The organism is Halorubrum ruber (assembly GCF_018228765.1).
In the GTDB taxonomy this organism is placed as follows: Archaea; Halobacteriota; Halobacteria; order Halobacteriales; family Haloferacaceae; genus Halorubrum; species Halorubrum ruber.
In genome coordinates, this window is the sequence record NZ_CP073695.1 from 1,696,290 (window position 1) to 1,719,966 (window position 23,677).

The 23,677-nt window shown below is 69.6% G+C and carries 24 protein-coding genes and 2 pseudogenes; 18 read left to right on the forward strand and 8 right to left on the reverse strand.

Annotated features, from left to right (window positions below; genetic code table 11):
- The first annotated feature begins 121 nt into the window (after positions 1-121).
- Positions 122-2,170, forward strand: coding sequence for a hydantoinase/oxoprolinase family protein (locus tag J7656_RS08450; RefSeq protein ID WP_321169243.1), 2,049 nt, complete (start codon positions 122-124; stop codon positions 2,168-2,170).
- An 80-nt stretch (positions 2,171-2,250) separates the two neighbouring features.
- Positions 2,251-3,848 (forward strand): annotated as a pseudogene (locus J7656_RS08455) (hydantoinase B/oxoprolinase family protein).
- A 25-nt stretch (positions 3,849-3,873) separates the two neighbouring features.
- Here J7656_RS08455 and J7656_RS08460 read toward each other — a convergent pair.
- A complete protein-coding gene (locus tag J7656_RS08460) occupies positions 3,874-4,218 on the reverse strand; it encodes an ArsR/SmtB family transcription factor (RefSeq protein ID WP_017343309.1) in 345 nt (114 codons plus the stop codon).
- Between the two features lie 143 nt (positions 4,219-4,361).
- Between J7656_RS08460 and J7656_RS08465 the strand changes: the two genes are divergently transcribed.
- Positions 4,362-4,868 carry a GbsR/MarR family transcriptional regulator gene (locus J7656_RS08465; protein ID WP_017343308.1) on the forward strand — a complete coding sequence of 169 codons (507 nt, stop codon included), beginning with the start codon at positions 4,362-4,364 and terminating at the stop codon, positions 4,866-4,868.
- Here J7656_RS08465 and J7656_RS08470 read toward each other — a convergent pair whose 3' ends face one another.
- Both J7656_RS08470 and J7656_RS08475 read right to left on the reverse strand, forming a co-directional pair.
- Complete coding sequence (locus J7656_RS08470; protein WP_017343307.1) at positions 4,869-5,420, reverse strand: hypothetical protein; 552 nt, start codon at positions 5,418-5,420, stop codon at positions 4,869-4,871.
- A 117-nt stretch (positions 5,421-5,537) separates the two neighbouring features.
- Positions 5,538-7,463, reverse strand: coding sequence for a beta-CASP ribonuclease aCPSF1 (locus J7656_RS08475; protein ID WP_017343306.1), 1,926 nt, complete (start codon positions 7,461-7,463; stop codon positions 5,538-5,540).
- Positions 7,464-7,691: 228 nt separating this feature from the next.
- On the opposite strand from J7656_RS08475, the gene J7656_RS08480 reads away from it, so the two are divergent.
- Positions 7,692-8,216 (forward strand): DUF7984 family protein, encoded by a 525-nt coding sequence (locus tag J7656_RS08480; RefSeq protein WP_211553035.1) that lies wholly within the window; start codon positions 7,692-7,694, stop codon positions 8,214-8,216.
- A 22-nt stretch (positions 8,217-8,238) separates the two neighbouring features.
- On the opposite strand, the pseudogene J7656_RS08485 reads toward J7656_RS08480, so the two are convergent.
- From J7656_RS08485 to J7656_RS08505, 5 genes and pseudogenes are all read right to left on the reverse strand, one after another.
- Positions 8,239-9,104, reverse strand: a pseudogene (locus J7656_RS08485) (SDR family oxidoreductase).
- Between the two features lie 54 nt (positions 9,105-9,158).
- Positions 9,159-9,941: an archaeal proteasome endopeptidase complex subunit alpha gene (gene psmA / locus J7656_RS08490; protein ID WP_017343302.1), complete on the reverse strand. Its 783-nt coding sequence runs from the start codon at positions 9,939-9,941 to the stop codon at positions 9,159-9,161.
- Between the two features lie 4 nt (positions 9,942-9,945).
- Positions 9,946-10,425, reverse strand: coding sequence for an Rpp14/Pop5 family protein (locus tag J7656_RS08495; protein WP_017343301.1), 480 nt, complete (start codon positions 10,423-10,425; stop codon positions 9,946-9,948).
- Positions 10,426-10,435: 10 nt separating this feature from the next.
- Positions 10,436-11,059 (reverse strand): class I SAM-dependent methyltransferase, encoded by a 624-nt coding sequence (locus J7656_RS08500; RefSeq protein WP_017343300.1) that lies wholly within the window; start codon positions 11,057-11,059, stop codon positions 10,436-10,438.
- Positions 11,043-11,801, reverse strand: a complete 759-nt coding sequence (locus tag J7656_RS08505) for an RNase P subunit p30 family protein (RefSeq protein ID WP_017343299.1) — start codon at positions 11,799-11,801, stop codon at positions 11,043-11,045. Before J7656_RS08505 ends, J7656_RS08500 begins: the two co-directional genes overlap by 17 nt.
- Before the next feature lie 114 nt (positions 11,802-11,915).
- On the opposite strand from J7656_RS08505, the gene J7656_RS08510 reads away from it, so the two are divergent.
- From J7656_RS08510 to J7656_RS08575, 14 genes are all read left to right on the forward strand, one after another.
- On the forward strand, positions 11,916-12,200 hold the full coding sequence (locus J7656_RS08510; RefSeq protein ID WP_017343298.1) for a DUF357 domain-containing protein: 285 nt from the start codon (positions 11,916-11,918) through the stop codon (positions 12,198-12,200).
- 77 nt (positions 12,201-12,277) lie between these two features.
- Positions 12,278-13,396 (forward strand): M20 family metallopeptidase, encoded by a 1,119-nt coding sequence (locus tag J7656_RS08515; protein WP_017343297.1) that lies wholly within the window; start codon positions 12,278-12,280, stop codon positions 13,394-13,396.
- Between the two features lie 93 nt (positions 13,397-13,489).
- The gene (locus J7656_RS08520) at positions 13,490-13,642 is read left to right on the forward strand and encodes a 50S ribosomal protein L39e (protein ID WP_004050128.1); all 153 of its coding nucleotides are present in this window, start codon (positions 13,490-13,492) and stop codon (positions 13,640-13,642) included.
- Positions 13,643-13,921, forward strand: a complete 279-nt coding sequence (locus J7656_RS08525) for a 50S ribosomal protein L31e (RefSeq protein ID WP_004595726.1) — start codon at positions 13,643-13,645, stop codon at positions 13,919-13,921.
- 1 nt (position 13,922) lies between these two features.
- A complete protein-coding gene (locus tag J7656_RS08530; protein WP_017343296.1) occupies positions 13,923-14,588 on the forward strand; it encodes a translation initiation factor IF-6 in 666 nt (221 codons plus the stop codon).
- Positions 14,589-14,664: 76 nt separating this feature from the next.
- Positions 14,665-15,630, forward strand: coding sequence for an ABC transporter ATP-binding protein (locus J7656_RS08535; RefSeq protein ID WP_017343295.1), 966 nt, complete (start codon positions 14,665-14,667; stop codon positions 15,628-15,630).
- Positions 15,627-16,442, forward strand: coding sequence for an ABC transporter permease subunit (locus tag J7656_RS08540; protein WP_017343294.1), 816 nt, complete (start codon positions 15,627-15,629; stop codon positions 16,440-16,442). The genes J7656_RS08535 and J7656_RS08540 overlap by 4 nt, the downstream gene beginning before the upstream one ends.
- A 119-nt stretch (positions 16,443-16,561) precedes the next feature.
- Positions 16,562-16,738, forward strand: coding sequence for a 50S ribosomal protein L18Ae (gene rpl18a / locus J7656_RS08545; protein ID WP_017343293.1), 177 nt, complete (start codon positions 16,562-16,564; stop codon positions 16,736-16,738).
- A complete protein-coding gene (pfdA, locus tag J7656_RS08550; protein ID WP_017343292.1) occupies positions 16,738-17,196 on the forward strand; it encodes a prefoldin subunit alpha in 459 nt (152 codons plus the stop codon). Before rpl18a ends, pfdA begins: the two co-directional genes overlap by 1 nt.
- Positions 17,197-17,211: 15 nt before the next feature.
- Positions 17,212-18,315, forward strand: a complete 1,104-nt coding sequence (ftsY, locus tag J7656_RS08555) for a signal recognition particle-docking protein FtsY (RefSeq protein WP_017343291.1) — start codon at positions 17,212-17,214, stop codon at positions 18,313-18,315.
- Between the two features lie 350 nt (positions 18,316-18,665).
- On the forward strand, positions 18,666-19,874 hold the full coding sequence (locus J7656_RS08560; protein WP_026046222.1) for a BMP family lipoprotein: 1,209 nt from the start codon (positions 18,666-18,668) through the stop codon (positions 19,872-19,874).
- A 32-nt stretch (positions 19,875-19,906) separates the two neighbouring features.
- Positions 19,907-21,481: an ABC transporter ATP-binding protein gene (locus tag J7656_RS08565; RefSeq protein ID WP_017343289.1), complete on the forward strand. Its 1,575-nt coding sequence runs from the start codon at positions 19,907-19,909 to the stop codon at positions 21,479-21,481.
- Positions 21,478-22,611, forward strand: coding sequence for an ABC transporter permease (locus tag J7656_RS08570; RefSeq protein WP_017343288.1), 1,134 nt, complete (start codon positions 21,478-21,480; stop codon positions 22,609-22,611). Before J7656_RS08565 ends, J7656_RS08570 begins: the two co-directional genes overlap by 4 nt.
- Complete coding sequence (locus J7656_RS08575) at positions 22,608-23,663, forward strand: ABC transporter permease (RefSeq protein ID WP_211553036.1); 1,056 nt, start codon at positions 22,608-22,610, stop codon at positions 23,661-23,663. The genes J7656_RS08570 and J7656_RS08575 overlap by 4 nt, the downstream gene beginning before the upstream one ends.
- Positions 23,664-23,677: the final 14 nt, after the last annotated feature.

Sequence of the window (23,677 nt, forward strand, 5' to 3'; positions counted from 1 at the left end):
TCGGGCCGTCGAACGGGGCGGTCTTAAGTCCGTCCGGTGACGAGGGCGATCCATGCCACGCGACCGAGCCACCTCGACGCTCGGCGTCCGGAGCTCCCGCGACGCCGCGGGGGTGTCGTAGATGGGCGGGGGGCCGATGGAGGATCGGGAGAGCGGCAGCCGAGGGACCGGCGGCCGAGCGATCGGCGTCGACGTCGGGGGGACGTTCACCGACGTGGCGCTCTCGGTCGACGGCGACCTCGTCACCGCGAAGGTGCCGAGCACCGACGACCAGAGCGAGGGCGTCGCGGCCGGTATCGAGAAGGCCTGCGAGGCGGCCGGGGTCGACCCCCAGACGGTGACCGAGTTCTCCCACGCGATGACCGTCTCCGTCAACGCGCTGCTGGAGGGCGACGGCGCGCGGACCGCGCTCGTGACGACCGAGGGGTTCCGCGACGTGTTGGAGATCGGCCGGCAGACCCGGCCGTCGCTGTACGACCTCGACGCCGAGAAACCGGAGCCGCTCGTCCCCAGACGCCGTCGGTTCGAGGTCCCGGAGCGGGCGACCGTCGACGGGATCGAGCAGCCGATCGGCGACGAGGCGATCGAGCCCCTCGTCGCCGACCTCCGTGACGCGGACGTCGAGTCCGTCGCGGTCTGCCTGCTCCACGCCTACGCGCACCCCGGGAACGAGGAGCGCCTCGCGGACGCGCTGCGCGACGCGCTCGACGTGCCGGTTTCGGCCTCCCACGAGGTGCTCCCGGAGTTCCGCGAGTACGAGCGCACCTCGACGACCGTCGTCGACGCGTACGTCCGCCCGGCGATCGACGGCTACGTCGGTCGCCTCACCGAGCGGGCACGAGACCTCGGCCTGCCGCAGCCGCGGATCATGCAGTCCAACGGCGGCGTCACCGACGCCGACACGGTCAGGCGGAACGCCGTGACGACCGTCCTCTCGGGGCCCGCGGCGGGCGTCGTGGGCGCGAGCGCGACGGCCGGGACCGACGCCGACCGCGAGGGGCTGATCACCTTCGACATGGGCGGCACCTCCAGCGACGTGAGCCTCGTCCGCGACGGCGAGGCCGAGCGGACGACGGAGGCGACCGTCGCCGATCGACCGATCGGGACGCCGATGGTCGACGTCGAGACGGTGGGCGCGGGCGGCGGGTCGATCGCGTGGGTCGACTCCGGCGGCGCGCTCCGGATCGGACCCCGCTCGGCCGGCGCCGACCCCGGCCCCGCCTGCTACGGGAAGGGCGGCACGGAGCCGACGGTCACGGACGCGAACCTCGTGCTGGGCTACGTCGGCGCGGACACGGACCTCGGCGGCGACCTTTCGCTCGACGCGGCGGCCGCCCGCGACGCGCTCGCCGACCTCGCCGACGAGGCCGGGATGGAGGGCCCGGTCGCGGCCGCGCTCGGCGTCCACCGCGTCGCGAACGCCGACATGACCCGCGCGATCCGCTCCGTCACGGTCGAGCGCGGCCACGACCCGCGGGCGTTCGGCCTCGTCGCCTTCGGCGGCGCGGGGCCGATGCACGCGGTCCAGATCGCCGACGGCCTCGACGTCGAGCGCGTTATCATTCCGCACGCGTCGGGGGTGCTGTCGGCGTACGGCCTGCTCGCGGCCGACGAGACCCGAGACGCCGTGCGGACCCGTCAGGGCCCCCTCACCGAGGTCGACCCGGAATCGGTCGACGCGCTGTACGGGGAGTTGGCCGACGACCTGCTTGACGAGGTCAGCGACCCGGACGCCGCGCGCGTCAAGTACGCTGCGGACCTGCGGTACGCCGGGCAGAGCTTCGAGCTCACCGTCGACGTCGAGCGCCCGTTCGACCCCGCGGACGCCGAGGAGCGGTTCGCGGCGGCCCACGAGTCGGCGTACGGCTACCGAGCGGACGAGCCCGTCGAATTGGTGAACTGCCGCGCGACGGCGACGGTCCCGCGGAGCGCGCCGGCGATCGAGTCCGTCGGCGCCCCCGACGCTGAGCCGCGGACCACCCGTGAGGCGGTGTTCCCCGATGGGACCCGCGAGACCCCCGTCTACGACCGGGAGCGGTTCCCGGCCGACGAGCGCGTCGCGGGTCCGGTTGTGGTCGAGGGGCCCGAGAGCACGGTCGTCGTCCCGCCGGCGTGGGGCGTCCGACTGCGTGACGACGGCGCCCTGGTCGCGGAGGTGAGCGACGCGTGAGCGACCCTGAGAGCGACACGGGCATCGACCCGGTCACGCTGGAGATCCTCCGCAACCAGCTGGAGAGCGTCGCGAGCGAGATGGGCCACGTGCTGATCCGCGGCGCGTACTCGCCGAACATCAAGGAGCGACAGGACTGCTCGACGGCGCTTTTCGACGCCGACGGCCGGATGGTCGCGCAGGCGGAGCACATCCCGGTCCACCTCGGCGCGATGCCGGACGCGGTTGACGTGGTCCTCGAAAAGGACCCGAAGCCGGGCGACGTGTTCGTCGTCAACGACCCGTTCGCCGGGGGACGCACCTCCCGGACGTGACGCTGGTCTCGCCGATCGCGCCCGAGGGAGAGATCGTCGGCTACGCCGTGTCGCGCGCGCACCACGCCGATGTCGGCGGGAGCGCACCGGGGAGCATGCCGCCGGGGGCGCGGGAGATATACGAGGAGGGACTCCGCATGCCGGCGGTCCGGCTCGTCGACGGCGGCGAGCCGAACGACGCCGTCCGCGACCTGATCCTCGCGAACGTCCGCACGCCCGACGAGCGCGAGGCGGACCTCCGGGCGCAGCGCGCCGCGAACGCGCGCGCCGAGGAGCGGGTCGGCGAGCTGCTCGACGAACACGGCGACACGCTCCTCGACGCCTTCGACGCCGTCATCGACTACTCCCGCGAGCGCGTCGAGGGCGAGATCCGGGAGCTCCCGGACGGCACCTATCGAGCGCGAGATGTCCTGGAGGGGGACGGCATCACGGACGCGGACATCCCCGTCGAGGTGGCGGTCACCGTCGACGGCGCCGCGATCGACGTCGACTTCGCCGGCACCGCAGACCAGGTGGACGGCAACCTGAACGCGCCGTTCTCCGTCGCGAAGAGCGCGGTGTACTTCGTCGTCCGCGCGGTCACCGACCCGGAGATCCCGCCGAACCACGGCTGCTACGAGCCGGTGTCGATATCCGCGCCCGAGGGGTCGCTGCTCGACCCTCAACCGCCGGCCGCGGTCGTCGGCGGCAACGTCGAGACGAGCCAGCGCGTCACGGACGTGACGCTGGAAGCGCTCGCGGCGGCGGTACCGGACGCCGTCCCCGCCGGCGGACAGGGGACCATGAACAACCTGATCGTCGGCGACCGCGGCGGCGAGTTCACCTACTACGAGACGATCGCCGGCGGCTTCGGCGCCCGGCCGACCAAAGACGGGATGGACGGCGTTCAGGTCGGGATGACCAACACGCTCAACACGCCTGTCGAGGCGCTGGAGACGGCGTACCCGCTCCGCGTCGAGCGCTACGCGCTCCGCCCGTCGAGCGGCGGCGACGGCCGCTACCGCGGCGGTCTCGGAATCGAACGGACGCTCACCGTCGAGACGGACGCGACCGTCTCGCTGCTGACCGAGCGCCGGCGGACCGCGCCGCGGGGACTCGACGGCGGTGAGGACGGCGCCCTCGGCGAGAACCTGATCGACGGCGAGCCGGTCCCGGCGAAGGCGTCCGTCGACGTCGCGGCCGGGACGACGGTCTCGATCCGCACCCCGGGCGGCGGCGGGCACGGCGACCCGGCGGAGCGCGACCCGGACGCACGGGAGCGAGACAGGCGCGACGGGAAGGTGACCGAGCGGGAACGCGGGACGGACAGTGGTCAGGAAGGCGGGACGGATAGCGATCGACCGGGGGAGTTCGGTAATGGCTGAAGAGAAGTTCCCCGGGGTCAGGCCTTCAGTCGGTGGTGTCTTCGAACGTGACGACGAGTCGGTCGGCGGCGAGCGCGTACACCGTCATCTCCGTTCCCTTCTCGGAATACCACGTCTCGGTCGGCGTGATCAGTTCGGCGTCACAGAGACGATCGAGGTGGTACGAGACGTTCTGGACCGACTGATCGACCGACTTGGCGATCTCCGAGGCCGTCTTCGGTTTCGCTTTCAGCGTGCTCAGTATCTGCTGTGCCGACTCGGAGGAGAGGACCTGTAACACGTCGGTCGTCTCGTTTTGGTCGACGACGACGTTCGTCTGTTCGCGGGGAGCGTGGGTGACTGGCGGCTGGTGGGGAAAGGCGCTGGGCATGGGTTCGGTGAGTCGCGATCGAGTTGTTCTGTTTGTTCGGCTCACTCCGAACGAACGAATCAAACAATTTAATACTTACGCAATCTATGACCGAAACATGACTCAACACGGGTTCCATCACGTCGCGCGGACAACAGACAGCTATGAGTGAGGACGACCGTAGCGTCGCCCGCGAGCGCGTCATCGAGTCGATGGAACAGTCGGCGGAAGTCTACGGTCTCAGTCGAAGCGCGGGTCGGATCTACGGCGTGTTATACTTCTCCGAAGGGCCCCTCTCGATACCGGAACTCGTCGAGGAAACGGGCTACGCGAAATCGACGATCAGCAACGTCACGCGGACGCTGACGCGGATCGGACTGATCTACCGCCGCTCCTCGAAAGGCGGCGGACGGCGCGTTCATTACACGGCCGAACGGGAGATCTGGTTCAGCCTCCAAGACGTCTTTCAACAGTACGTCCACCGAGAGATACAGACGACGTTGCGTGCGATCCAGCGCGCGGAGGCGCAGCTCCCCGACGACGCCGGCACCGAGGCGGAACGGATCGAGGAGCTTCGAGAAACCTACGAGGATCTCCGGGAGATCGTCACGCTCGCGTCGGACTTCACCGCCGCGGAACTCAGGGACGCGCTCGAATCCTACGACCGGTAGTCACCAGTACACCGCGTACGTACAGGCGTCGTCGCCGTCACGCCGACACGTCTCTCCGGTCTCTTCGATGAAGACGAACGCGTCCACGGACGCGTACTGCTTGGCGACGCCGCGGACGAGGCCCCGATCGAACGGACAGGGGTAGGGGTTGTGACACGTGAGTTCGCAGCTCCGATCCCCCGTCCGTTCGAACTCGTAGTACCCGATCTCGCCGCCGCGGTGGTTCTGTTGATAGGCGTCGTCGATCGACTGAAGTCCCGCGGCGACGGTCTCGAAGTCGTTCGGCCACGCGGCGACCTCGGGGACTTGTTCCCCGAGCCGGTCGAGGACGTGCGGCTGTAGCTCCTCGGCGATAGTCTCGAAGGCGTTCAACCAAGTCTGCTGCGGGTACCACTCCTCGGGGTCCGGGTCGGTGATGCCTTCCGCGGCGAGCGCCCGTAGCGCCCGCTCTCGATACGCGTCGGAGAAGCGTCCCATCGCTTCTTCGACGATCGTCAGCACGGTCTGCCCGTTCACCTCGACGCCTCGGTCGAACGCCTCATAGGCGGCCATTACCGAACCGACCGTTCGGATCGTAAAAGTAACTTCGATGTCATAGTCGTCGATCCGCCGATTCCCCCGGGTCGGCGGACGACGGCACGACGGAGCGCCACACGAGGTGTCGCGCGCCTACTTGAACCGGAACGTCTCCAGGTTCTTCGGCGCGAACGTCCGCATGTTGTAGTCGTGGTACAGCGCGGACGAGAGGTCCTGAACGGAACTCTCGTCGCCGTGGACGCACAGCACCTTCTCCGGGCGTGGGTTCATCGTCTTCACGAAGTTCTCTAACCCCTGTCGGTCGGCGTGGCCGGAGAAGCCGTCGACGACCTCGGTTCCCATCTCCAGGGTGAGCGTGTCGCCGCGGCCCCCGCCGCCCCAACCGTCGACCGGAATCTCGTCCCAGCCGTTCTGGATCCGGCGGCCAAGCGTCCCCTGCGCCTGGTAGCCGACGAAGACGAGGTTCGAGTCCGGGTCGGGGCCGATGTGGCGGAGCCACGACATGATCGGCCCGCCCTCGATCATCCCGGAGGTGGAGATGATGATACACTCATCGCCGTCGGCGACCTCCTGCCGCTCGTCCTCGCCGGCGTCGATGTGGTTGAACTGGTCGGCGAGGAACGGGTTCTCGTCCTCGTGGAAGATCCGGTCGCGGAGGTCGTCGCGGAGGTACTCGGGGTAGGTGGTGTGGATCGCGGTCGCCTCCCAGATCATCCCGTCGAGGTGGACGGGCATCTCGGGGATCTCCCCCTCGCGCATCGCCTCCTCCAAGACGAGCATGATCTCTTGGGAGCGCCCGACCGCGAAGGCCGGGATAACGACCTTCCCGCCCTGCTCGTACGTCTCGTTGATGACCTCCTTGAGCGCCTCCTCGGAGTCCTCTTGGTCGGTCTGGTAGTCGTTGCGACCGCCGTAGGTGGACTCCAAGACGAGCGTCTCGACGCGGGGGAAGTCGTTGACCGCGCCGTTGAACAGGCGCGTGTCCTCGTAGTGGATGTCACCCGAGAACGCGACGTTGTAGAGCCCGTCGCCGATGTGGAAGTGTGTGACCGCGCTGCCGAGGATGTGGCCCGCGTTGTGGAACGTGAGCTTCACGTCGGGCGCCACGTCGGTGACGTCGCCGTACTCCAGCGGGATGGTGTGTTTGATCGCCTCGCGGACCTGCGCGGACTCGTAGGGGGGCGTCCGCCCGTCCTTCGCGGCGACGTCGAGGTAGTCCAGCGTGAGCAGGCCCATCAGGTCGCGGGTCGGCTCCGTCGTGTAGATGGGGCCGTCGTAGCCGTACTTGTACAGCAGCGGGACCAGCGCCGAGTGGTCGAGGTGGGCGTGGGTGAGGATGACTGCGTCGAGCGTCGCCGCGCCCGCACCGAGCGCCTCGGGCACTTGGAGGTACGGCACCTCTCCCTCGGCGCCGGGCTTGTCACCGCAGTCGATGAGGATCCGGGTCTCGGGCGTCGAGAGGATGAACGCCGCGCGGCCGACCTCGCGGCAGCAGCCGAGCGTCGTGATCCGGACCCACTCGTCGTCGGACATCTCCTCGCGGTGGATCTGCCGGCCGACGCGTTCGAGGATGTCGCGGCGCTCCTCGCGCTCGTTCTTCAGGAAGCCGCGGACGTTCGAGACGGTGGAGGACTCGATCGGCGGCGTCCGAACGACCTCGGGCGTCCAGCCGACCTCCTGAGTGATCTCGCGGAGCGTCGAGCCGCGGCGGCCGATCACCATCCCGGGCTTTTCGGCCTCGATGACGACCTCGCCGGTGTCCTCGTGGAAGTCGAGGTCCGTGACGCCGGCCTCCTCCGGGATCACGTCGCGGACCTCCTCTTCGGCCCGCGCCGGCGGCGAGAGGGCGCTCGGGTCCGGTCGGACCGTGATCCGCTTGCGGAGCTTCGACGCGAGCCGTCGGATCAGGTCGCCGTCGCCCGCGAAGCGCTTGGGGTCGCGCGTGTACACGACCAGCTCCGGCCCCTCGTATTTCACGTCGGTGACCGTGATGTCGTTCGGAATCTCCTGTTCGATCTCGGATTTCAACGTATCGAGTTGCTTGTCGACTTGACTCATATCTCACTGCGGGTCGTCGAGGCCGTCGTCGTCGTCGAATCGCGTCGCGCGTCGCGCGGCGACTCGCCGCCGATCGATCGACCGTGACGGGGTAGGCATAGTGGAAGTACTGTCCGTACTGGTTCCGTGCGCGGGAACAGCCAGCGAAAACCCGCTTGGATCGGACTACTGCCCCGCCGTTATAAAAGCCTTCGCAAAGGGCAAGCCGCAGGCGACCAAACCCCTCTCATGCGCGTCACGCCGCAGACGGTCCGCGACGAACACGCTTGGGTCCGCGACCGCGCCGATGTCGTCATCCCGATACTCAACGACACCCGCGACCGCCTCGGCCGGCTCTTTGAGACGGAGGTCGACCCGGTGGCGCCGGAGGCGTACCGCCGCGAGGTCGACGCCGTCTTCGCCGACGGAGAGGTCGCGGTCAACGTCGCGGCCTGCGTCGCGCTCCTCCGCGACCTCGACGTCGAGGGCGACTACCCCGGGTTCGTCGTCGACGAGGTCCTTGGCCGCGAACTGGCGGCGACGATCGCGGGCGGCCGCCCTCTCTCGCTGCTCGCGCAGGCGACGTTCCACGTCGCCGACCTCTACGTGGACCGAGACGCGACCGCGGCCGAGGCGGACGGGAACGAGCGCGGCGCCGGAACGGCCGGCGCCGACGATCTCGACGCAGCGCTCGCGGCGGGGTTCCAGACGCGGCTCCCCGGCTGGGACTGGCGGGAGGGAGAGAGTCCGTTCGCGGTCGACCCCGACCCGTGATCGGCCGACCCACCGCGGCGGCTTACGACGTGAAGTTCCTGACGAGCCCGTACGCCTTGTCGAGCAGCGCGTCGGGGAGGAACCGCGCGAGGACGCCGACGCGCGCGACCGTTCCCGGCTGGACCCGCGCGGGGGGCCGCGTCGCGCTCGCGGCGTCGTAGATGGCGTTCGCGACGAGCTCCGGCTCGACCGCGCCGGGGCCGTCGCCGCCGATCAGCTTCGCGTCCTCGAACATCGCGTAAAAGTCGTCGTACGCGTCGGTCCGATCGATCCCCTCGCGCTCCTCGGGTCCGCCTCCCGCTCCGCGCGCTTCGAGAAGTTCGTCTTCACGGGGCCGGGCTCGACGACGACCACGTCGATCCCGAGGTCTGCGACCTCGTTGCGGAGCGCGTCCGACATCGCCTCTAAGGCGAACTTCGACCCGCTGTACACGCCGCCGCCGGGCATCGACACCCGGCCCGCGACCGACGAGACGTTGACGATGGTCCCGTCGCGCTCGCGGCGCATCGCGGGGAGGACCGCGCGGATCAGCCGGTGCGGGCCGTACACGTTCACGTCGAACTGGTCGCGGACGCGGTCCGTGGTGACGTCCTCGACCGGTCCGAACTGGCCGTAGCCGGCGTTGTTGATCAGCGCGTCGATCGCGCCCTCCTCGTCTAAGACGCGGTCCACGACGCGGTCGACGTCGTCCTGATCGGTGACGTCGAGCGTGGCGAGCTCACAGCCCGCCTCGCCGAGCGCCTCGACGTCCGCGGGGTTCCGCGCGGTGGCGTACACGGTCCATCCCTCGTCGAGGAACGCGTGCGCCGCGGCGCGGCCGATGCCCGAGGAACAGCCGGTGATGAGTGCCGTCTTCTGCACGCCTCTCCGGTCAGTCTCCGAGGGCATAACTCTCCCGACCGGCGGCGAAACGTCGCCGTCGACCGAGAGCGAACGGACGCGTTACTCCTCGCCGTCCGTGGCGTCGTCGTCCGCCGCCTCCTCGTCTTCGTCGGCCGGGAGGAGGTCTCGCTCGTCGAGGATCGCCTCGATCTCGTCAGCGGGGCGCTCGCTGTACTGCGGGTCGTCGACGGTGATCGTCGCGACGCCGACGCCGTCGGGGGACAGCTCGCCGTCGTTCGACTGGGCGAGGGTGTCGAGCGCGAGCCCGACCGCCTCGTCCGTGGAGATACCTTCCTCGTACTCCTCTTCGAGGTAGTCGCGGAGGTCGCTGCGGTCCGACCCGATCGAGAGCGCCTGCCACTCGTAGGGGGTGCCGGAGGGGTCCGTCTCGAACAGGCGCGGCTCGCCGTTCTCGACGCCGCCGACGATGAGCGCGACGCCGAAGGGGCGCGCGCCGCCGACCTGCGTGTACTGCTGGATGTGGTCGGTGATGTTCTTCGTCAGCGTCTCGATACCGACGGGCTCGCCGTAGCGGAGCTGGTTGATCTGCGCCTGTCGGCGCGCGAAGTCGATGAGCTGGCGGGCGTCGGCGACGTGGCCCGCGCTCGCGACGCCGACGTGGTCGTCGGCCTTGTGGAGCTTCTCGATGCTCTCCGGCTCCATCAGGGGGGACCGGGCGCGCTTGTCGGCCGCGAGGACGACCCCGTCCTCGGCGCGGATCCCGACGCTCGCCGTCCCTCGTTTCACCGCCTCCCGGGCGTACTCGACCTGGTAGAGTCGGCCGTCCGGAGAGAAGATTGTGATGCCGCGGTCGTACGCCTGCTGTTGGGATTGGCCCTGCATGATATCACTCGGTGTCGAACGTCGTCGCGCCGACGCGACCCGACTCGGCCCGCACGTCGCACGCGTCACCGCGCACGGTCGCGGACCGCTCGGCGCCCTCGAACGCGACGTCTCGCTGTGTCGAACTGGGGGTCGCGCGACCCATATATCTTTCCTCACAGGCGCGCACCGTCCCCGAAATCCCTCTGACGCGGATTCCGACCGGCTCGCCGTCGACCTCGCTCACGCAGGCGATCGCGGCGCGCGCGTCGTCGACGTGCCCGTGCCTGACGCGGACGACGGCCTCGCCGGTCCCGTCCGCGTGCGCGAACGAGAGCAGCGTGAGGTCGGCGTCGGCGCTGCCCGCGTCGCCGAGGAGGTTGCCGGCGCTGTACCACAGCGCGCGCTGGAACGCCCGCCGACCGATCCCCGCGTCGGACCACGTCTCGATTCCGACCGCGACGTACCGCCAGCGCGGTCGGAGGTGCTTGGGGAGGTGTTTCACGACAGGGCCCTCACGCCGGCAGCTCGCGGATCCGCTCGGCGACGATCACCGCCACCTGGTCGTGGACGCGCTCGACGGCGGTCACCGCGAACCCCTCCGCGGTGAACGCCTCGACCAGCGTGCCGACGGTCGCCGGGTCGTCGACCTCCGGGCTGTAGAACGGCGCTTCGGGGTCCGGGTCCTCGAAGAACGCCACGTCGCCGAGGACGATCCGGCGCGCGCCCGTCTCGGCCATCACACTGATCGCCTCGCGCTTCTCGTCGTCGGCAAGGTGGTGGAGCGCGAAGTTCGAGGTGACGACGTCGACCCGCTGGTCCGGGTCGAGGCCGGGGTCGCGGAACTCGCCGTACGCGAACTCGACGTTGTCGAGCCCCCGCTCTTCCGCCTTCCGGCGGCCCTCCTCCATCATCCCCTCGCTGATGTCGCGCGCGAGGACGCGTTCGGCGTCCGCAGCGACCTCCAGCGCGATGGCGCCCGTGCCCGCGCCCAGGTCGAGGACGACGTCGTCCGCCTCGGGCGCGGCGTGATCGATCACGAGGCTCGCGCAGGCGTGATACTCGTCGCTCTTCGAGTCGTCGTACGCCGCCGCCTTCTCGGAGAACCGCTCGGCGTGCTCCTCAACCGTCTTCTTCATACTTGCCACGTCGGACCCCCGGCTCTATGAAGGCCTCGGAGCGGCGCTCCCGGTTGCGCTCGACGAGGTCGCCCCACGCTCGCAGTCCCTCCCGGATGGCCTCGGCGTCGAACCCGACCGCCTCTCCGACCGCGACCAGTTCACGGGGCGCGCGGAGTTCGAGGTGCGAGCGCGCGTTCGCGCTCACGACGTACGGCGCGTCGTAGTGGGAGACGATCTCGCGGAGCTTCCGGAGGTCCGCGAGCGCCCGGACGCGCTTCCCGCCCGTGGCGCGCAGCGCCGGGCCGAAGTCGAACTCGACGTGAACGCCGTTGTCGCGCGCCGCCTTCGCGAGGACGTGGTTGAAGTCGCCGCCATCGGCCGTCGGACGGACGAGCACGTCGACGCGCGCCTGCTCGACCGCGAACCGATTCAGCGCGTCGTCCCCGCCGACGACGCAGACGACGGTCCGGTCGGAGCGGTAGTTCCCGACGGCGCCGGAGGCGCTCGTCGGGTCGTCGGCGTCGACCTCGACCGCGTCGACGACGTCGATCCCGTACTCCTCGCGGAGCGCGTCCAGGTCGCGGACGGGGCTTTTGTCCGCGTCGGCTGGGACCGAACCGCCTTGCCCGCGTCCTCCGGCCGGGTCCAGCGCGTCGCGCGACCGCACCACGATCCCGTCGTAGCCGTGGCGAGCGGCTGTCGCGGCGTGGCGCGCGACGGTCGCCTCCCCGTCGGGGTAGGCGTGAACGGCCTCGTACATGGGCTCCCGTTTTGCGGCCGAGCGTATCGGCGTTGCGCTTCCCGATCCGCGACCGAGGCGGAGCGTCTCCGCACCGACCCGGTCGCTTTTGTCCGCCCGTCGGAACGTTGGCGTATGCCCGCCGACTTGGATGAGAAGACGGACCGCTACGAGCGGATGCTCGCGGACGCGCTCTCCGTCGCGGAGCCGCGCCCGCCGGCCGACACGCCGCTGGGGGAAGCCGCCGCCGACGTGGCCGAGATGGCCGAGTCGTACCTCGACGACGGCCGCCACTTCCGCGCGGACGGCGACCCGGTGAACGCCCTCGCCTCGTACTCGTACGGTTACGGCTGGCTCGACGCGGGTGTCCGGCTCGGGCTGTTCGCCGTGCCCGACGACACCGAACTGTTCACGACGTGAGGCCGGGGCGCCGCCGGCCGGCCGCCCCGACCGCGCCCGAGGGACGCGCTTATGCGGCGACGACGCCCAGCGTGGGCATGGACGAACTCGCGGACCTGACCGAGCGGCTCGTCTCGATCCCCTCTCACGAGGACGAGACGGCCGCGGGCGACGCGATCGAGGAGTGGCTGCGCGCGGAGACGGACGCGACCGTCGAGCGCGACGAGGCCGGCAACGTCCTCGCGTTCGCGGGCGCGACCGACGACCCGGACGCCGACTCGCTCGCCCTCGTCGGCCACCACGACGTGGTACCGCCCGCGCCCGAGCAGACGACGGGCGAGGGGACGGACGGAGAGTACGTCGTCGAGCGGCGCGACGGCCGGATTTACGGCCGCGGGACCGCCGACATGAAGGGGTCGGTCGCGGCCGCGATGTGCGCCTTCCGCGACGCGACGCCGCCCGCGGGCCGCGAGCTGATATTCGCCTCGTTCGTGGGCGAGGAGGTCGGCGGCGAGGGGGCGCGCCACGCGATCGACGCGGGGTTCGCGCCGGACCGGGCGGTCGTCGCGGAGGGCTCGACGAACTACTCGAAGCCGGGCGTCACGGACGTCGTCGTCGCGCACCGCGGGCGCCGCGGGTCGCGGCTCGTCGCCCGCGGGGAGGCCGCGCACGCCTCGGAGCCGGAGGCTGGCGTGAACGCGATCTACCGCGCCTGCGACGCCATCGACGCGGTCCGCGACCTCGACGTGCCCGATGCGACGGTCCTCGGCAACGACGTGTCGGGGTCGCTCGCGGTCACGATCGTCGACGGCGGCGAGACGTGGAACGTGATCCCGGAGCGCTGCGAGGCGACGGTCGACGAGCGGACGGTCCCCGGCGGCCGCGCCGACCTCGCGGGCGTCGCCGACGCGACGCCGGGCGTCGAGCTCGTCGTCGACCAGGACCTCCCGCCGATGGCCTGCGGCGACGCCGGGTTCGCCGACGCCGCGCTCGACGTCGCCCGCGCGATCCACGACGACCTCGGCCTCGACGCGCCCGAACACGTCACCAAGCCGCACGCGACCGACGCGGGGTGGCTCGCGCAGGCCGGCACGGAGTGCCTGGTCTGCGGCGCCTCCGAGCCCGGCGAGGCGCACACGGACACCGAGAGCGCGAGCCTCGACGTCCTCGACCGCTGTTACCGGATTTATACCGGGATCGCCGAGCGGGAACTGTAGCGGTCGCGACGGTGGTCTCGGTCGGGTTTCGGCGGGACGGAGGCGGCCCGTATGGAAGGGGTTTTATGCGACCCGCGGAAAGTGTGCGCCACTATGGGAGACAAGTCGAAGGCTCAAAAGAAGCGTCTGGCGAAGGCGGAGCGCCAGAACACCCGCGTCCCCGCGTGGGTCATGATGAAGACGGACATGAACGTGACGCGAAACCCCAAGCGGCGCAACTGGCGCCGGAACGACCTGGACGAGTAAATGTCGACGAACGACTTCGAGGAGCGCGTCGTCACCGTCCCGCTCCGCGACGCCAAGGAGAAGCCCGTCCAGCAGCGCGCCGACTACGCCATGAAGATCACGCGACAGCACCTCGCCAAGCACTTCTCCGTCGACGAGGGCGACGTGATCATCGACGGCTCCGTCAACGAGGCCGTCTGGGAGAACGGGCGTCAGAACCCGCCCAGCACGGTGCGGGTCCGCGCGGCTCGGTTCGTCGAGGACGGCGAGCCGGTCGTCGAGGCCGAGCACGCAGAGTAACGTGTTACGGGCGACCTTCACCGGCTCGTCGTACGTGGGCGTGTTCGCCCGCGCCGTCGGCGATATCCTGTTAGTCCGGCCGGACGTCGACGAGGAACTCGCCGAGGACCTCGGCGCGGAACTCGGCGCGGAGCCGCTGCCGACGACGGTCGGGCGGTCCAACACGGTCGGCGCGCTCGCGACGGGCAACGAGCACGGCGTGCTCGTCTCCTCGCGCGCGACCGAGCGCGAGAAGGATCGAATCGCCGACGCAGCCGGCGCCCCGGTCCGCGAGCTCCCGGGCGAGATCAACGCCGCCGGCAACGTCGTCCTCGCAAACGACTACGGCGCGTACGTCCACCCGGACCTCTCGCGCGAGGCGATTCAGACGATCAAAGAGGCCCTCGACGTCCCCGTGACCCGGGGCGACCTCGGTGACGTCAGAACGGTGGGCACGGCGGCGGTCGCCAACAACACAGGAGTGCTCTGTCACCCGCAGTCGACAGAGTCGGAGCTTCAGGCGGTCGAGGAGGCGCTCGACGTCCGCGCCGACCTCGGCACCGTCAACTACGGCGCGCCGCTCGTCGGCTCCGGCCTCGTCGCCACCGACGAGGGGTACGTCGTCGGCGAGGACACGACCGGCCCGGAGCTCGGCCGGATCGAGGAGACGCTCGGCTTCATCGACTGAGCCGCTCCCCCGTCCTTCTCCCCTCGGTTCGTATCGCACTCACACATTTACAAGCCGCAGCGGAGTTGGGGACGGTATGCCCGCTATCGAGTGTCGAAACCTCTCCAAGTACTACGGCGACGTCCGGGGGATCGAGGACGTCTCCTTCGCCGTCGAGGACGGCGAGGTGTTCGGCTTCCTCGGCCCGAATGGGGCGGGGAAGACCACAGCGATCCGCACCCTCTTAGGCTTCCTCTCGCCGACGAGCGGCGGCGCGACGCTGCTCGGCCGCGACGCGACGGACCAAGTCGAGTCCCGCCGCGCTCGCGAGCGGATCGGGTACCTCCCCGGCGACCCCGGACTCGACCGCGACCGCACCGCGAAGGCCTTCCTCGACCACCAGGCGGCGCTCCGCGGCGAGTCGAGCCGCGACGAGCTCGTCGACCGGTTCGGCCTCGACGAGTCGCGGCGGATCGCCGACCTCTCGCGGGGGAACCGGCAGAAGGTGGCGCTGGTGGCCGCGTTCATGCACGACCCGGACCTGCTGCTGCTCGACGAGCCGACCTCCGGGCTCGACCCGCTGTTACAGGAGGAGTTCGCCGCGCTTGTGCGGGAGCGCGTCGACGACGGGGCGAGCGTCCTCCTCTCGTCGCACGTCCTCGGCGAGGTAGCCGCGCTCTGCGACCGCGTGGGCGTTCTCCGAGAGGGGCACCTCGTCGCGGTCGAGTCCGTCTCGGACCTCCGGTCGCGCGGCGGGAAGCAGGTCCGCGTCCGCGTCGCGGAGGAGGTCGACCGCGCCGACTTCGAGGTCCGCGGAATCTTGAACCTCCGCGTCGGCGAGACCGTCTCGTTTACGTGGACGGGGGAGTACGACGCGCTGATCGACCTGCTCTCCGGCTACACCGTGCTCGACCTCGATGTCGTCGACGCGCCGCTCGAAGAGGCGTTCATGACGTTCTACGACGGCGACGTGCCGGGCCCGACGGGGAGCGGGAGCGGCGGGACTTCAGGTCCCGACGCGGCGGGAAGTGGGGCGGCTGACTCCGGAGGTGAGGGCCGATGAGCGAGCGCCGGACGCCGTGGCTCGCCATCGCCCGGTACGCCGCCGCCGGTCGCGCTCGCGGCTCGCTCGTTGTGACGGGGCTGCTCTCCGCGTTCCTGTTGCTCTTCTTAGCCTTCTTCCCCTCGTTGTCGACCGCTGGGATCGACCTCGACGCGTACGTCGAGGCGTTCCCGCCCGCGTTCCAAGAGGCGTTCGGGATCATCGCCATCTCCTCTATCGAGGGATTCCTCGCGGTGGAGTTCTACCAGTTCGCGTGGCTGCTCTTGGTCGGCCTCTATCTCGCGTACCTCGCCGGGGGGACGATCGCCGGCGACGTGGCCTCCGGTCGGATGGACCTCACGCTGTCGGCGCCGGTCGCGCGCCGCGACGTGGTGATCGGGCGGTTCCTCGGGCTGGTCCCGCTCGTCGTCCTGTTGAACGTCGTGCTCCCTGTCGTCGCCTACGTCGGCGTCCTCGCGGTGGGAGAGACGATCGCGGTCGAGCGGCTCGTCGCGGTCCACGCCTTAGCGGTGCCGTACCACCTGACCTGCGTCGCGGTCGGGATCGCCGTGTCGACGCTCGTCTCGCGCCCGGGGATCGCCCAGCGGGTCGCGCTCGGCGCGCTGTTCGCGCTGTTCATGTTCGAGTCCGTCGTCGCGAGCACCGACTACGCCGAGGCGGGCGATCTCAGCCCGACGGCGCACTACGACCCCTCCGCGGTCCTCGTGCTTGGCGAGTACGACCTGACGGGCGCGGCGGTCCTGCTCGCGGCGACGACCGTCCTCGTCGCCCTCGCCGTCGTTCGGTTCCGCCGCGCGGACCTCTCGGGGTGAAACGCCGCGCTCCGAGACCGCTCCGCCGTCGTTCGAGGCCGATTCGTTTCGCCTCCGGCCGCCTCGCCGCCTGTCCTTTTTTAGGAAGATACTTCCCTGTCCCTGCCGGATCGGGAGACATGAGTACCTACACGGTGAGTGGACGGTTCCAGAGCCGAGACGGCGACCAGCCGTTCACGAAGGACGTTGAGGCGGAAAACGAGGATCTCGCCCGCGAGCGGATCTACACCACGGTCGGGAGCCAGCACAACCGCAAGCGCACCCAGATCGACATCGAGGAGGTGTCCGAGGAATGATGGGCGGCGGGCAACAGCAGCTCCAGCAGCTCTCGCAGGAACTGCAGGAACTCGACGAGGAGATCGAGGCCCTCGAAGCCGAGATCGCGGACTACCGCGAGGAGAAGGCCGACATCGACGACGCGGTCGAGGCCATCGAGACGCTCGACACGGGCGCGACCGTTCAGGTCCCGCTCGGCGGCGGCGCCTACCTCCGCGCGGAGGTCCAGGACATCGACGAGGTCATCGTCTCGCTCGGCGGCAACTACTCCGCGGAGCAGGAGCAGGACGACGCCATCGACGTCCTCCGGCGCAAGCAGGAGGCGCTCGACGACCGCATCGCGGAGACGGAGGAAGAGGTCGAGGAGCTGGAGTCCGAGAGCGACGAGCTCGAACAGCAGGCCCAGCAGATGCAACAGCAGATGCAGCAACAGCAGATGCAGCAGATGCAGCAGGCCGAGGAAGACGACGGGGAGTAAGACGAGGACTCGACCGTGTTCGACGGACTGAAAGACAAGCTCTCCGGCTTCCGCGAGGACGTCGAGGAGTCGACCGAGGTCGAGGAGGAGGCGGCGCCCGACGACGAGGCGGCCGCCGAGAGCGACGCGGGCGACTCCGCTGCCGAAGCCGTCGGTGACGACGCCGCCGCGGCCGAGACCGCCTCCGACGAGCCGACCGCGGACGGCGACTCGTCGTCTGACGACGACGAGCCGAGCACCTTCCAGCGCGCGAAGGCGTTCGCGACCGGCCGGATCATCATCGAGGAAGAGGACCTCGAGGAGCCGCTGTGGAACCTCGAGATGGCCCTCCTCGAGAGCGACGTGGAGATGAGCGTCGCCGAGCAGATCCTCGACAGCGTCCGCGAGAGCATGCTCGGCGAGTCCCGCAAGCAGGTCGAGACGACCGGCGAGCTCGTCGAGTCGGCGCTTCACGACGCGCTACTCGACGTTATCGCCGTCGGCCAGTTCGACTTCGAACAGCGGATCGCCGAGGCCGACAAGCCGGTCACCATCGTCTTCACGGGCGTCAACGGCGTCGGGAAGACGACGAGCATCGCGAAGCTCTCCGAGTGGCTCGCCGACCGCGGCTACTCCACCGTCCTCGCGAACGGCGACACCTACCGCGCGGGCGCCAACGAGCAGATCCGCGAGCACGCCGACCGGCTCGGGCGCGACCTGATCAGCCACGACCAGGGCGGCGACCCGGCGGCCGTCATCTACGACGGCGTCGAGTACGCGGAGGCGAACGACATCGACGTCGTCCTCGGCGACACGGCGGGCCGGCTTCACACGAGCGACGATCTGATGGCCCAGTTAGAGAAGATCGACCGCGTCGTCGACCCGGACATGACGCTGTTCGTCGACGAGGCGGTCGCGGGCCAGGACGCGGTCAACCGCGCGAAGGAGTTCGACGACGCCGCCGCGATCGACGGCGCGATCCTGACGAAGGCGGACGCCGACTCCTCCGGCGGCGCCGCTATCTCCGTCGCGTACGTCACCGGGAAGCCCATCCTCTTCCTCGGCACCGGACAGGGGTACGACGACATCACGCTGTTCGACCCCGAGGACCTCGTCGAGAGCCTGCTCGACGAGGAGTGAGCACGAGCGCACCGCTCTTCCTCTCTCGCCGTTTCGCCTTTCCCGCGAGCGGCGCGACCCCCGGCTCGCCGCGCGTCCGGCGGTTCAGCCGCCGTCCGAGCGTCCCTCCGTCGTCGCGCGCGCAGTGCGGCCGCGAACTCGCCCTCGACCGCGTACGGCCCGTCGGTGACGCGGTGCGGTAGTTCCCGCTCGGGTCTCGCTGATCGCCTTCGCACGCCCCGCTCCGATCGCGTTCCGATCCGAACCGCGATAAAGAGCTTTCTCACGCTTTTTTATTAATGGTAGTGCCGATGAGTATAGTGGTTAATTATTTATGTTACTCAGGGGCCGGTTAGTTTGAGGCGAAAGTAATGACTGACAGCGATAACCACGGGGACGGCTCGACGCACAGCCTAGAGACAACCGCGTCCGATCGCGGCTCGCAGCGCCGCGATATTTTAAAGGTGGGGGCCGGAGCGGTAGGGATCGCCGGACTCGCGGGGTGTCTCACCGACGACGGTTCGAACGGTTCGGACGGGTCAGATGGGTCGGACGGCTCGGACGGTTCCGACGGCTCGGACGGCTCGGACGGCTCCGACGGCGGCAGCGACACGACGAACGTCGCTATCGTCTCCAGCCCGGCGGGGTTCGGCGATCAGGCGTTCAACGACCTCGCGCTCGACGGGCTCCAGAACGCGGCCGAGGAGTACGACATCGAGATCCAGCAGGTCGAAGAGACCAACCAGTCGAACTACCAGACGGTCCAGTCGCAGCTCGCCGAGAGCGGCGACCCCGACTACGACCTCATCGTTCTGGTCAGCTACAACCACACGCAGGCGCTCCAGACGAACGCCGAGGAGTACCCGGACCAGAACTGGATGCTGATCAACGCGTCGGTCGACCAGCCCAACGTGGCGGGCTACACCTGGGCGAACCACGAGATGTCCTTCCAGGCGGGCGTGTTGGCGGGGACGATGACCACGCGCGAGCTCTCCCACGAGGGCAACTCGCTCGACCCCGACGAGAGCGTCGTCGGGTTCGTCGGCGGCGTCGACGGCTCGCTCATCAACGCGTTCGAGCGGGCCTACCGCGCCGGCGTGGAGTGGATCGACGAGGAGATCGAGGTCAACGTCGGCTACATCGGGAACTACACCGACACACAGACCGCGAACAACATCGCCACCTCGCAGTACGACGCGGGCGCCGACATCGTGTATCACGCCGCCGCGGCGGCCGGTCAGGGCGTGTTTCAGGCCGCACAGGAGGCCGACCGGTTCGCAATCGGTGTCGACGCCGACCAGTCCGTGACCCTCCCCGACTACCAAGACGTCATCATGGCGTCGGCGGTGAAGTACATCAACGAGGGGACCTACGAGGTCGCCGAAGCGGTCGTCGAGGACGACTGGTCCAGTGTTCAGGGGTCGAACGTCCTCGGCCTCGAGTCCGGGGGCGTCGAGGTCGTGTTCGGGCAGGCCATCGGCGACAGCCTCCCGGACGTCGCGGCCGAGAACCTCGAGGAGAGCAGGCAGGCGATCATCGACGGGGAGGTCACGGTCCCCTGTAGCGCCGGCGGTTGCTGACAGCGGGCGGTGCCCGCGAGTATTTTTCCACTATGCCAGAATCCACAGACAACGCGCCCGCCGTCGAACTCACGGACATCACGAAACGGTTCGGCGACGTCGTCGCGAACGACGGCGTCGACTTCTCCCTGCGGAGGGGGTCCGTTCACGCCGTGGTCGGCGAAAACGGCGCCGGGAAGACGACCCTGATGAAGGTGTTGTACGGGCTCTACGACCCCGACGAGGGGACGGTGACCGTCGACGGTGAACCGCGGACGTTCGAGTCGCCGCGCGACGCGATCGACGCAGGGGTCGGGATGATCCACCAGCACTTCCAACTGGTGGACACCATGACGGTCCTCCAGAACATCGTCTTAGGCCATGAGCCGTCGAAAAACGGACTTGTCGACGATCGCGAGGCTCGCGAGCGCGTCCGGGAGATCTGCGACGCCTACGGGTTCTCCGTCGACGAACACCTCGACGCGGACGTCGAGGACCTCGGCCTCGGCGTCCAGCAACACGTCGAGATCGTAAAGAGCCTCTACCGGGGCGCCGAGACGCTCATCTTCGACGAGCCGACGGCGGTGTTGACTCCACAGGAGGTCGAGGGCCTGTTCGACGTCATGGACGCGCTCACCGACGACGGGCGGTCGCTCGTCTTCATCACGCACAAGCTCGACGAGGCGATGACGGCGGCCGACGAGATAACGGTCCTCAGGGACGGCAGCGCGGTCGGCACGGTCGACGCCGACGAAACGTCGCGGAACGAGCTCGCCCGGATGATGGTGGGTCGGGAAGTGCTCTTCGACGCCGAGCCCCGGGAGCGGTCCCCCGGTGACGTCGCGCTCTCCGTCGACGGCGTCTGCGCGGACGACGAGCGGGGCATCCGCCAGGTCGACGACGTGAGCTTCGCCGTCAGGGAGGGAGAGATTCTCGGCGTCGCCGGCGTCGAGGGAAACGGACAGCGGGAGCTGATCGAAACGATAACCGGTATGCGGGGCGCCGAACGCGGAGTCGTGGCGCTGTTCGGCGACGACATCACGGAGCTGAGTCGGCGGGAGCGCATCGAGTCCGGGATCGCGTACGTTCCCGGAGACCGGACGCGGGAGGGGCTCGTCCAGGAGTACAGCCTCGTCAAGAACGCGCTGCTCGGCAACCAGACCGTCGAACCGTTCGCGGACGGCGCCTTCCTCGACTGGCGGGCGATCACCGACCACGCGGACGCCATCGTCGAGGAGTACGACGTCCGGCCGGCCGACGCGGACGCCACGGCTGAGTCGCTGTCCGGCGGCAACCAACAGAAGTTCGTCGTGGGTCGCGAGCTCGAACGGAACCCGTCGCTGCTCGTCGCGGCGCATCCGACTCGCGGCGTCGACATCGGGTCGATCGAGTTCATTCACGAGCGGCTCCGCGAGATGCGCGACGAGGGCGTCGCCGTGGTTCTGGTCTCCTCGAAGCTCGACGAAGTCAAACGGCTCTCCGACCGGACGGCAGTCATGTACGAGGGGGAGTTCGTCGACGTGGTCGACCCCGGCGACGTGACCGAGGAGGAGCTCGGACTGATGATGGCCGGACAGTCGCTCGACGACCCTGACACGGTCGCGCTCGACGCGGGGGGTGACGCGTGAGCGACGCCGGCGCTTCGCACGTCCGAGCCGCGCTCGACCGGATCGTCGACCGGATGCTCCGGGCGTCCGTGCTGGAGCGGATCGTCATCGCGATCGTCTCGACGACCCTTGCGCTCGTCATCGGCGCGGGCATCGTGGCCCTGTCGGGCTACGACGCCGTCGAGTTCGTCTACTCGCTCGTGTACGGGGCGGTCGGCGAGCTCTCGAACGTCGCCTTCACACTCCGGCAGTCGACGATGCTCATCTTGGCGGGCGTCGCCGTCGCCGTCGCGTTCCGCGCCGGCGTGTTGAACATCGGCGTTCAGGGGCAGTTCGTGGTCGGCGGATTCGCCGCCACCCTCGCGATCCTGTTTCTGACGCCGCTGCTCCCCGCGAACACCGTCGTCGGCGTCGTCCTGATGGTCGTCGCCGGCGGAGCAGCCGTCGCCGCCGGCGGGGCGTACGGCGCGCTGCCCGGACTGATGAAGGCGTACGCCGGCGCGAACGAGGTCATCACGACGATCATGTTGAACTTCATCGCCTCCGGCGTCGTCTACTTCCTGTTGGACGCGTATCTGCGTCCGCCGGGGGCGGCGGCGCCGAACACGGAGTCGTTCCCCGACTACGTCGACCTCCCGGGGTTCGCCTTCGGGAGCCCGTCGTTTTCGGTCATCGGGTTCGGGATCGCACTGGTGACCGTCGCCGTCGTGTACGTGTACATGACACAGACGGGGTCTGGCTACGACCTCGTCACCAGCGGCTATCAGGAGCCCGCCGCGAAGTACTCCGGCGTCGATCCGAACCGAATGATCGTCCGGACGATGACGCTCTCCGGGATGATCGCCGGGCTCGCCGGGGCGCTGTTCGCCGTGATGATCCTCGGGTACTACAGCGACCCGAACACGTTCCCGACGTTCGGCTTCGACGCCATCGCCGTGAGCCTCTTGGCCGCGAACAATCCGCTCGGGGTGATCCCCGCCGGGCTCCTCTTCGGCGGGCTCGACGCGGGCGGACAGTACATCGGTTTCACGCTCGACGTCCCCAGCGAGCTGGTCGACGGCGTGATCGGGCTGATCGTCCTGTTCGTCGCGGCGCCGGAGCTGTTCCGCGCCGCCGGTCGGTACACGGGCCTCGGAGGTGACGCCAGATGAGCGCCGTCCGGGACGCGATCGGCGGCCGCTCGGCGTTCGTCGGCAGCCTCGCGCTGCTCGCGGCCGCTCTGCTCGTGTTCCTCGTCGCCGACGTCCCTGGCTCCGACCTCGTGACGGTCGGCGCGATGGAACGGGCGCTTCAGGCCGCGACGCCGATCGCGCTGGCCGCCATCGGCGGGCTCTACGCCGAGAAGAGCGGCGTGTTCAACATCGGGCTGGAAGGGTTCATGATCTTCGGCGCGCTGTTCGGAGCCGTCACGGCTTGGACCGCGTCCGGCGGCGACGGCGTCGGGCAAGCGGACCTCTGGTTCGGCGTGTTGGTCGCGACTCTCGTCTGCGGCCTGCTGGCGGCGCTGTTCGCGGTCCTCCTGATCCGCTACGAGGCCGATCAGATTGTCGCTGGGCTCGCGGTGTGGTTCATCGGACTGGGCTTCGGTCCGTTCATCTCTACGGTCGTCTGGGGCGGCGTTTCGAGCCCGTCGCTCCCGAACATCGACAACGTGGTCGTCCCCGTTCTCTCCGAGGTGCCGATCGCGGGGCGGCTGTTCTTCGACGCGTCGCCGCTGGTCATGTTCACGGTCCTCCTCGCGGTCGGCGCGTGGGTCGTGCTGTTCCGGACCCGATACGGCTATTGGGTACAGGCGGCCGGGGAGAACCCGGAAGCGCTCGACACGGCCGGGGTCGACGTGAACCGCGTCCGCTACGCGACGCTCGTCTTCTCGGGCCTCATGGCCGGGCTCGGCGGTGCGGTGCTGTCGATCGGCATCGGGAGCGGGTTCACCGGAACCGGCGTGACGATGGTCGACGGTCGCGGCTGGATCGCGATCGTCGCGTACCTCTTCGGCAACTACAATCCGCTCGGTACGTACGGAGCGTCCCTGCTGTTCGGTGCGATGGACATGCTCCAGATCCAGCTTCAGACCGTCGGCATCTCGCTTCCCGGGAGCATCACGGGGCTGTTCCCGTACGTCGCCGTCCTCGTCGTCCTCGTCGTGGTCGGGTACACGCGGGTCCCGGCGGCCGTCGGCGAGCCGTACGCGAAGGAGGACTGACCGACGGGGTAGCG

Bases quoted from the DNA above. Each gene is read 5' to 3' on its own strand.
- J7656_RS08450 (WP_321169243.1), top strand. From the start codon at position 122: ATGGGCGGGGGGCCGATGGAGGATCGGGAGAGCGGCAGCCGAGGGACC.
- J7656_RS08460 (WP_017343309.1), bottom strand. From the start codon at position 4,218: ATGCCCAGCGCCTTTCCCCACCAGCCGCCAGTCACCCACGCTCCCCGC.
- J7656_RS08465 (WP_017343308.1), top strand. From the start codon at position 4,362: ATGAGTGAGGACGACCGTAGCGTCGCCCGCGAGCGCGTCATCGAGTCG.
- J7656_RS08470 (WP_017343307.1), bottom strand. From the start codon at position 5,420: ATGGCCGCCTATGAGGCGTTCGACCGAGGCGTCGAGGTGAACGGGCAG.
- J7656_RS08475 (WP_017343306.1), bottom strand. From the start codon at position 7,463: ATGAGTCAAGTCGACAAGCAACTCGATACGTTGAAATCCGAGATCGAA.
- J7656_RS08480 (WP_211553035.1), top strand. From the start codon at position 7,692: ATGCGCGTCACGCCGCAGACGGTCCGCGACGAACACGCTTGGGTCCGC.
- psmA (WP_017343302.1), bottom strand. From the start codon at position 9,941: ATGCAGGGCCAATCCCAACAGCAGGCGTACGACCGCGGCATCACAATC.
- J7656_RS08500 (WP_017343300.1), bottom strand. From the start codon at position 11,059: ATGAAGAAGACGGTTGAGGAGCACGCCGAGCGGTTCTCCGAGAAGGCG.
- J7656_RS08505 (WP_017343299.1), bottom strand. From the start codon at position 11,801: ATGTACGAGGCCGTTCACGCCTACCCCGACGGGGAGGCGACCGTCGCG.
- J7656_RS08510 (WP_017343298.1), top strand. From the start codon at position 11,916: ATGCCCGCCGACTTGGATGAGAAGACGGACCGCTACGAGCGGATGCTC.
- J7656_RS08515 (WP_017343297.1), top strand. From the start codon at position 12,278: ATGGACGAACTCGCGGACCTGACCGAGCGGCTCGTCTCGATCCCCTCT.
- J7656_RS08520 (WP_004050128.1), top strand. From the start codon at position 13,490: ATGGGAGACAAGTCGAAGGCTCAAAAGAAGCGTCTGGCGAAGGCGGAG.
- J7656_RS08525 (WP_004595726.1), top strand. From the start codon at position 13,643: ATGTCGACGAACGACTTCGAGGAGCGCGTCGTCACCGTCCCGCTCCGC.
- J7656_RS08535 (WP_017343295.1), top strand. From the start codon at position 14,665: ATGCCCGCTATCGAGTGTCGAAACCTCTCCAAGTACTACGGCGACGTC.
- J7656_RS08540 (WP_017343294.1), top strand. From the start codon at position 15,627: ATGAGCGAGCGCCGGACGCCGTGGCTCGCCATCGCCCGGTACGCCGCC.
- rpl18a (WP_017343293.1), top strand. From the start codon at position 16,562: ATGAGTACCTACACGGTGAGTGGACGGTTCCAGAGCCGAGACGGCGAC.
- pfdA (WP_017343292.1), top strand. From the start codon at position 16,738: ATGGGCGGCGGGCAACAGCAGCTCCAGCAGCTCTCGCAGGAACTGCAG.
- J7656_RS08560 (WP_026046222.1), top strand. From the start codon at position 18,666: ATGACTGACAGCGATAACCACGGGGACGGCTCGACGCACAGCCTAGAG.
- J7656_RS08565 (WP_017343289.1), top strand. From the start codon at position 19,907: ATGCCAGAATCCACAGACAACGCGCCCGCCGTCGAACTCACGGACATC.
- J7656_RS08575 (WP_211553036.1), top strand. From the start codon at position 22,608: ATGAGCGCCGTCCGGGACGCGATCGGCGGCCGCTCGGCGTTCGTCGGC.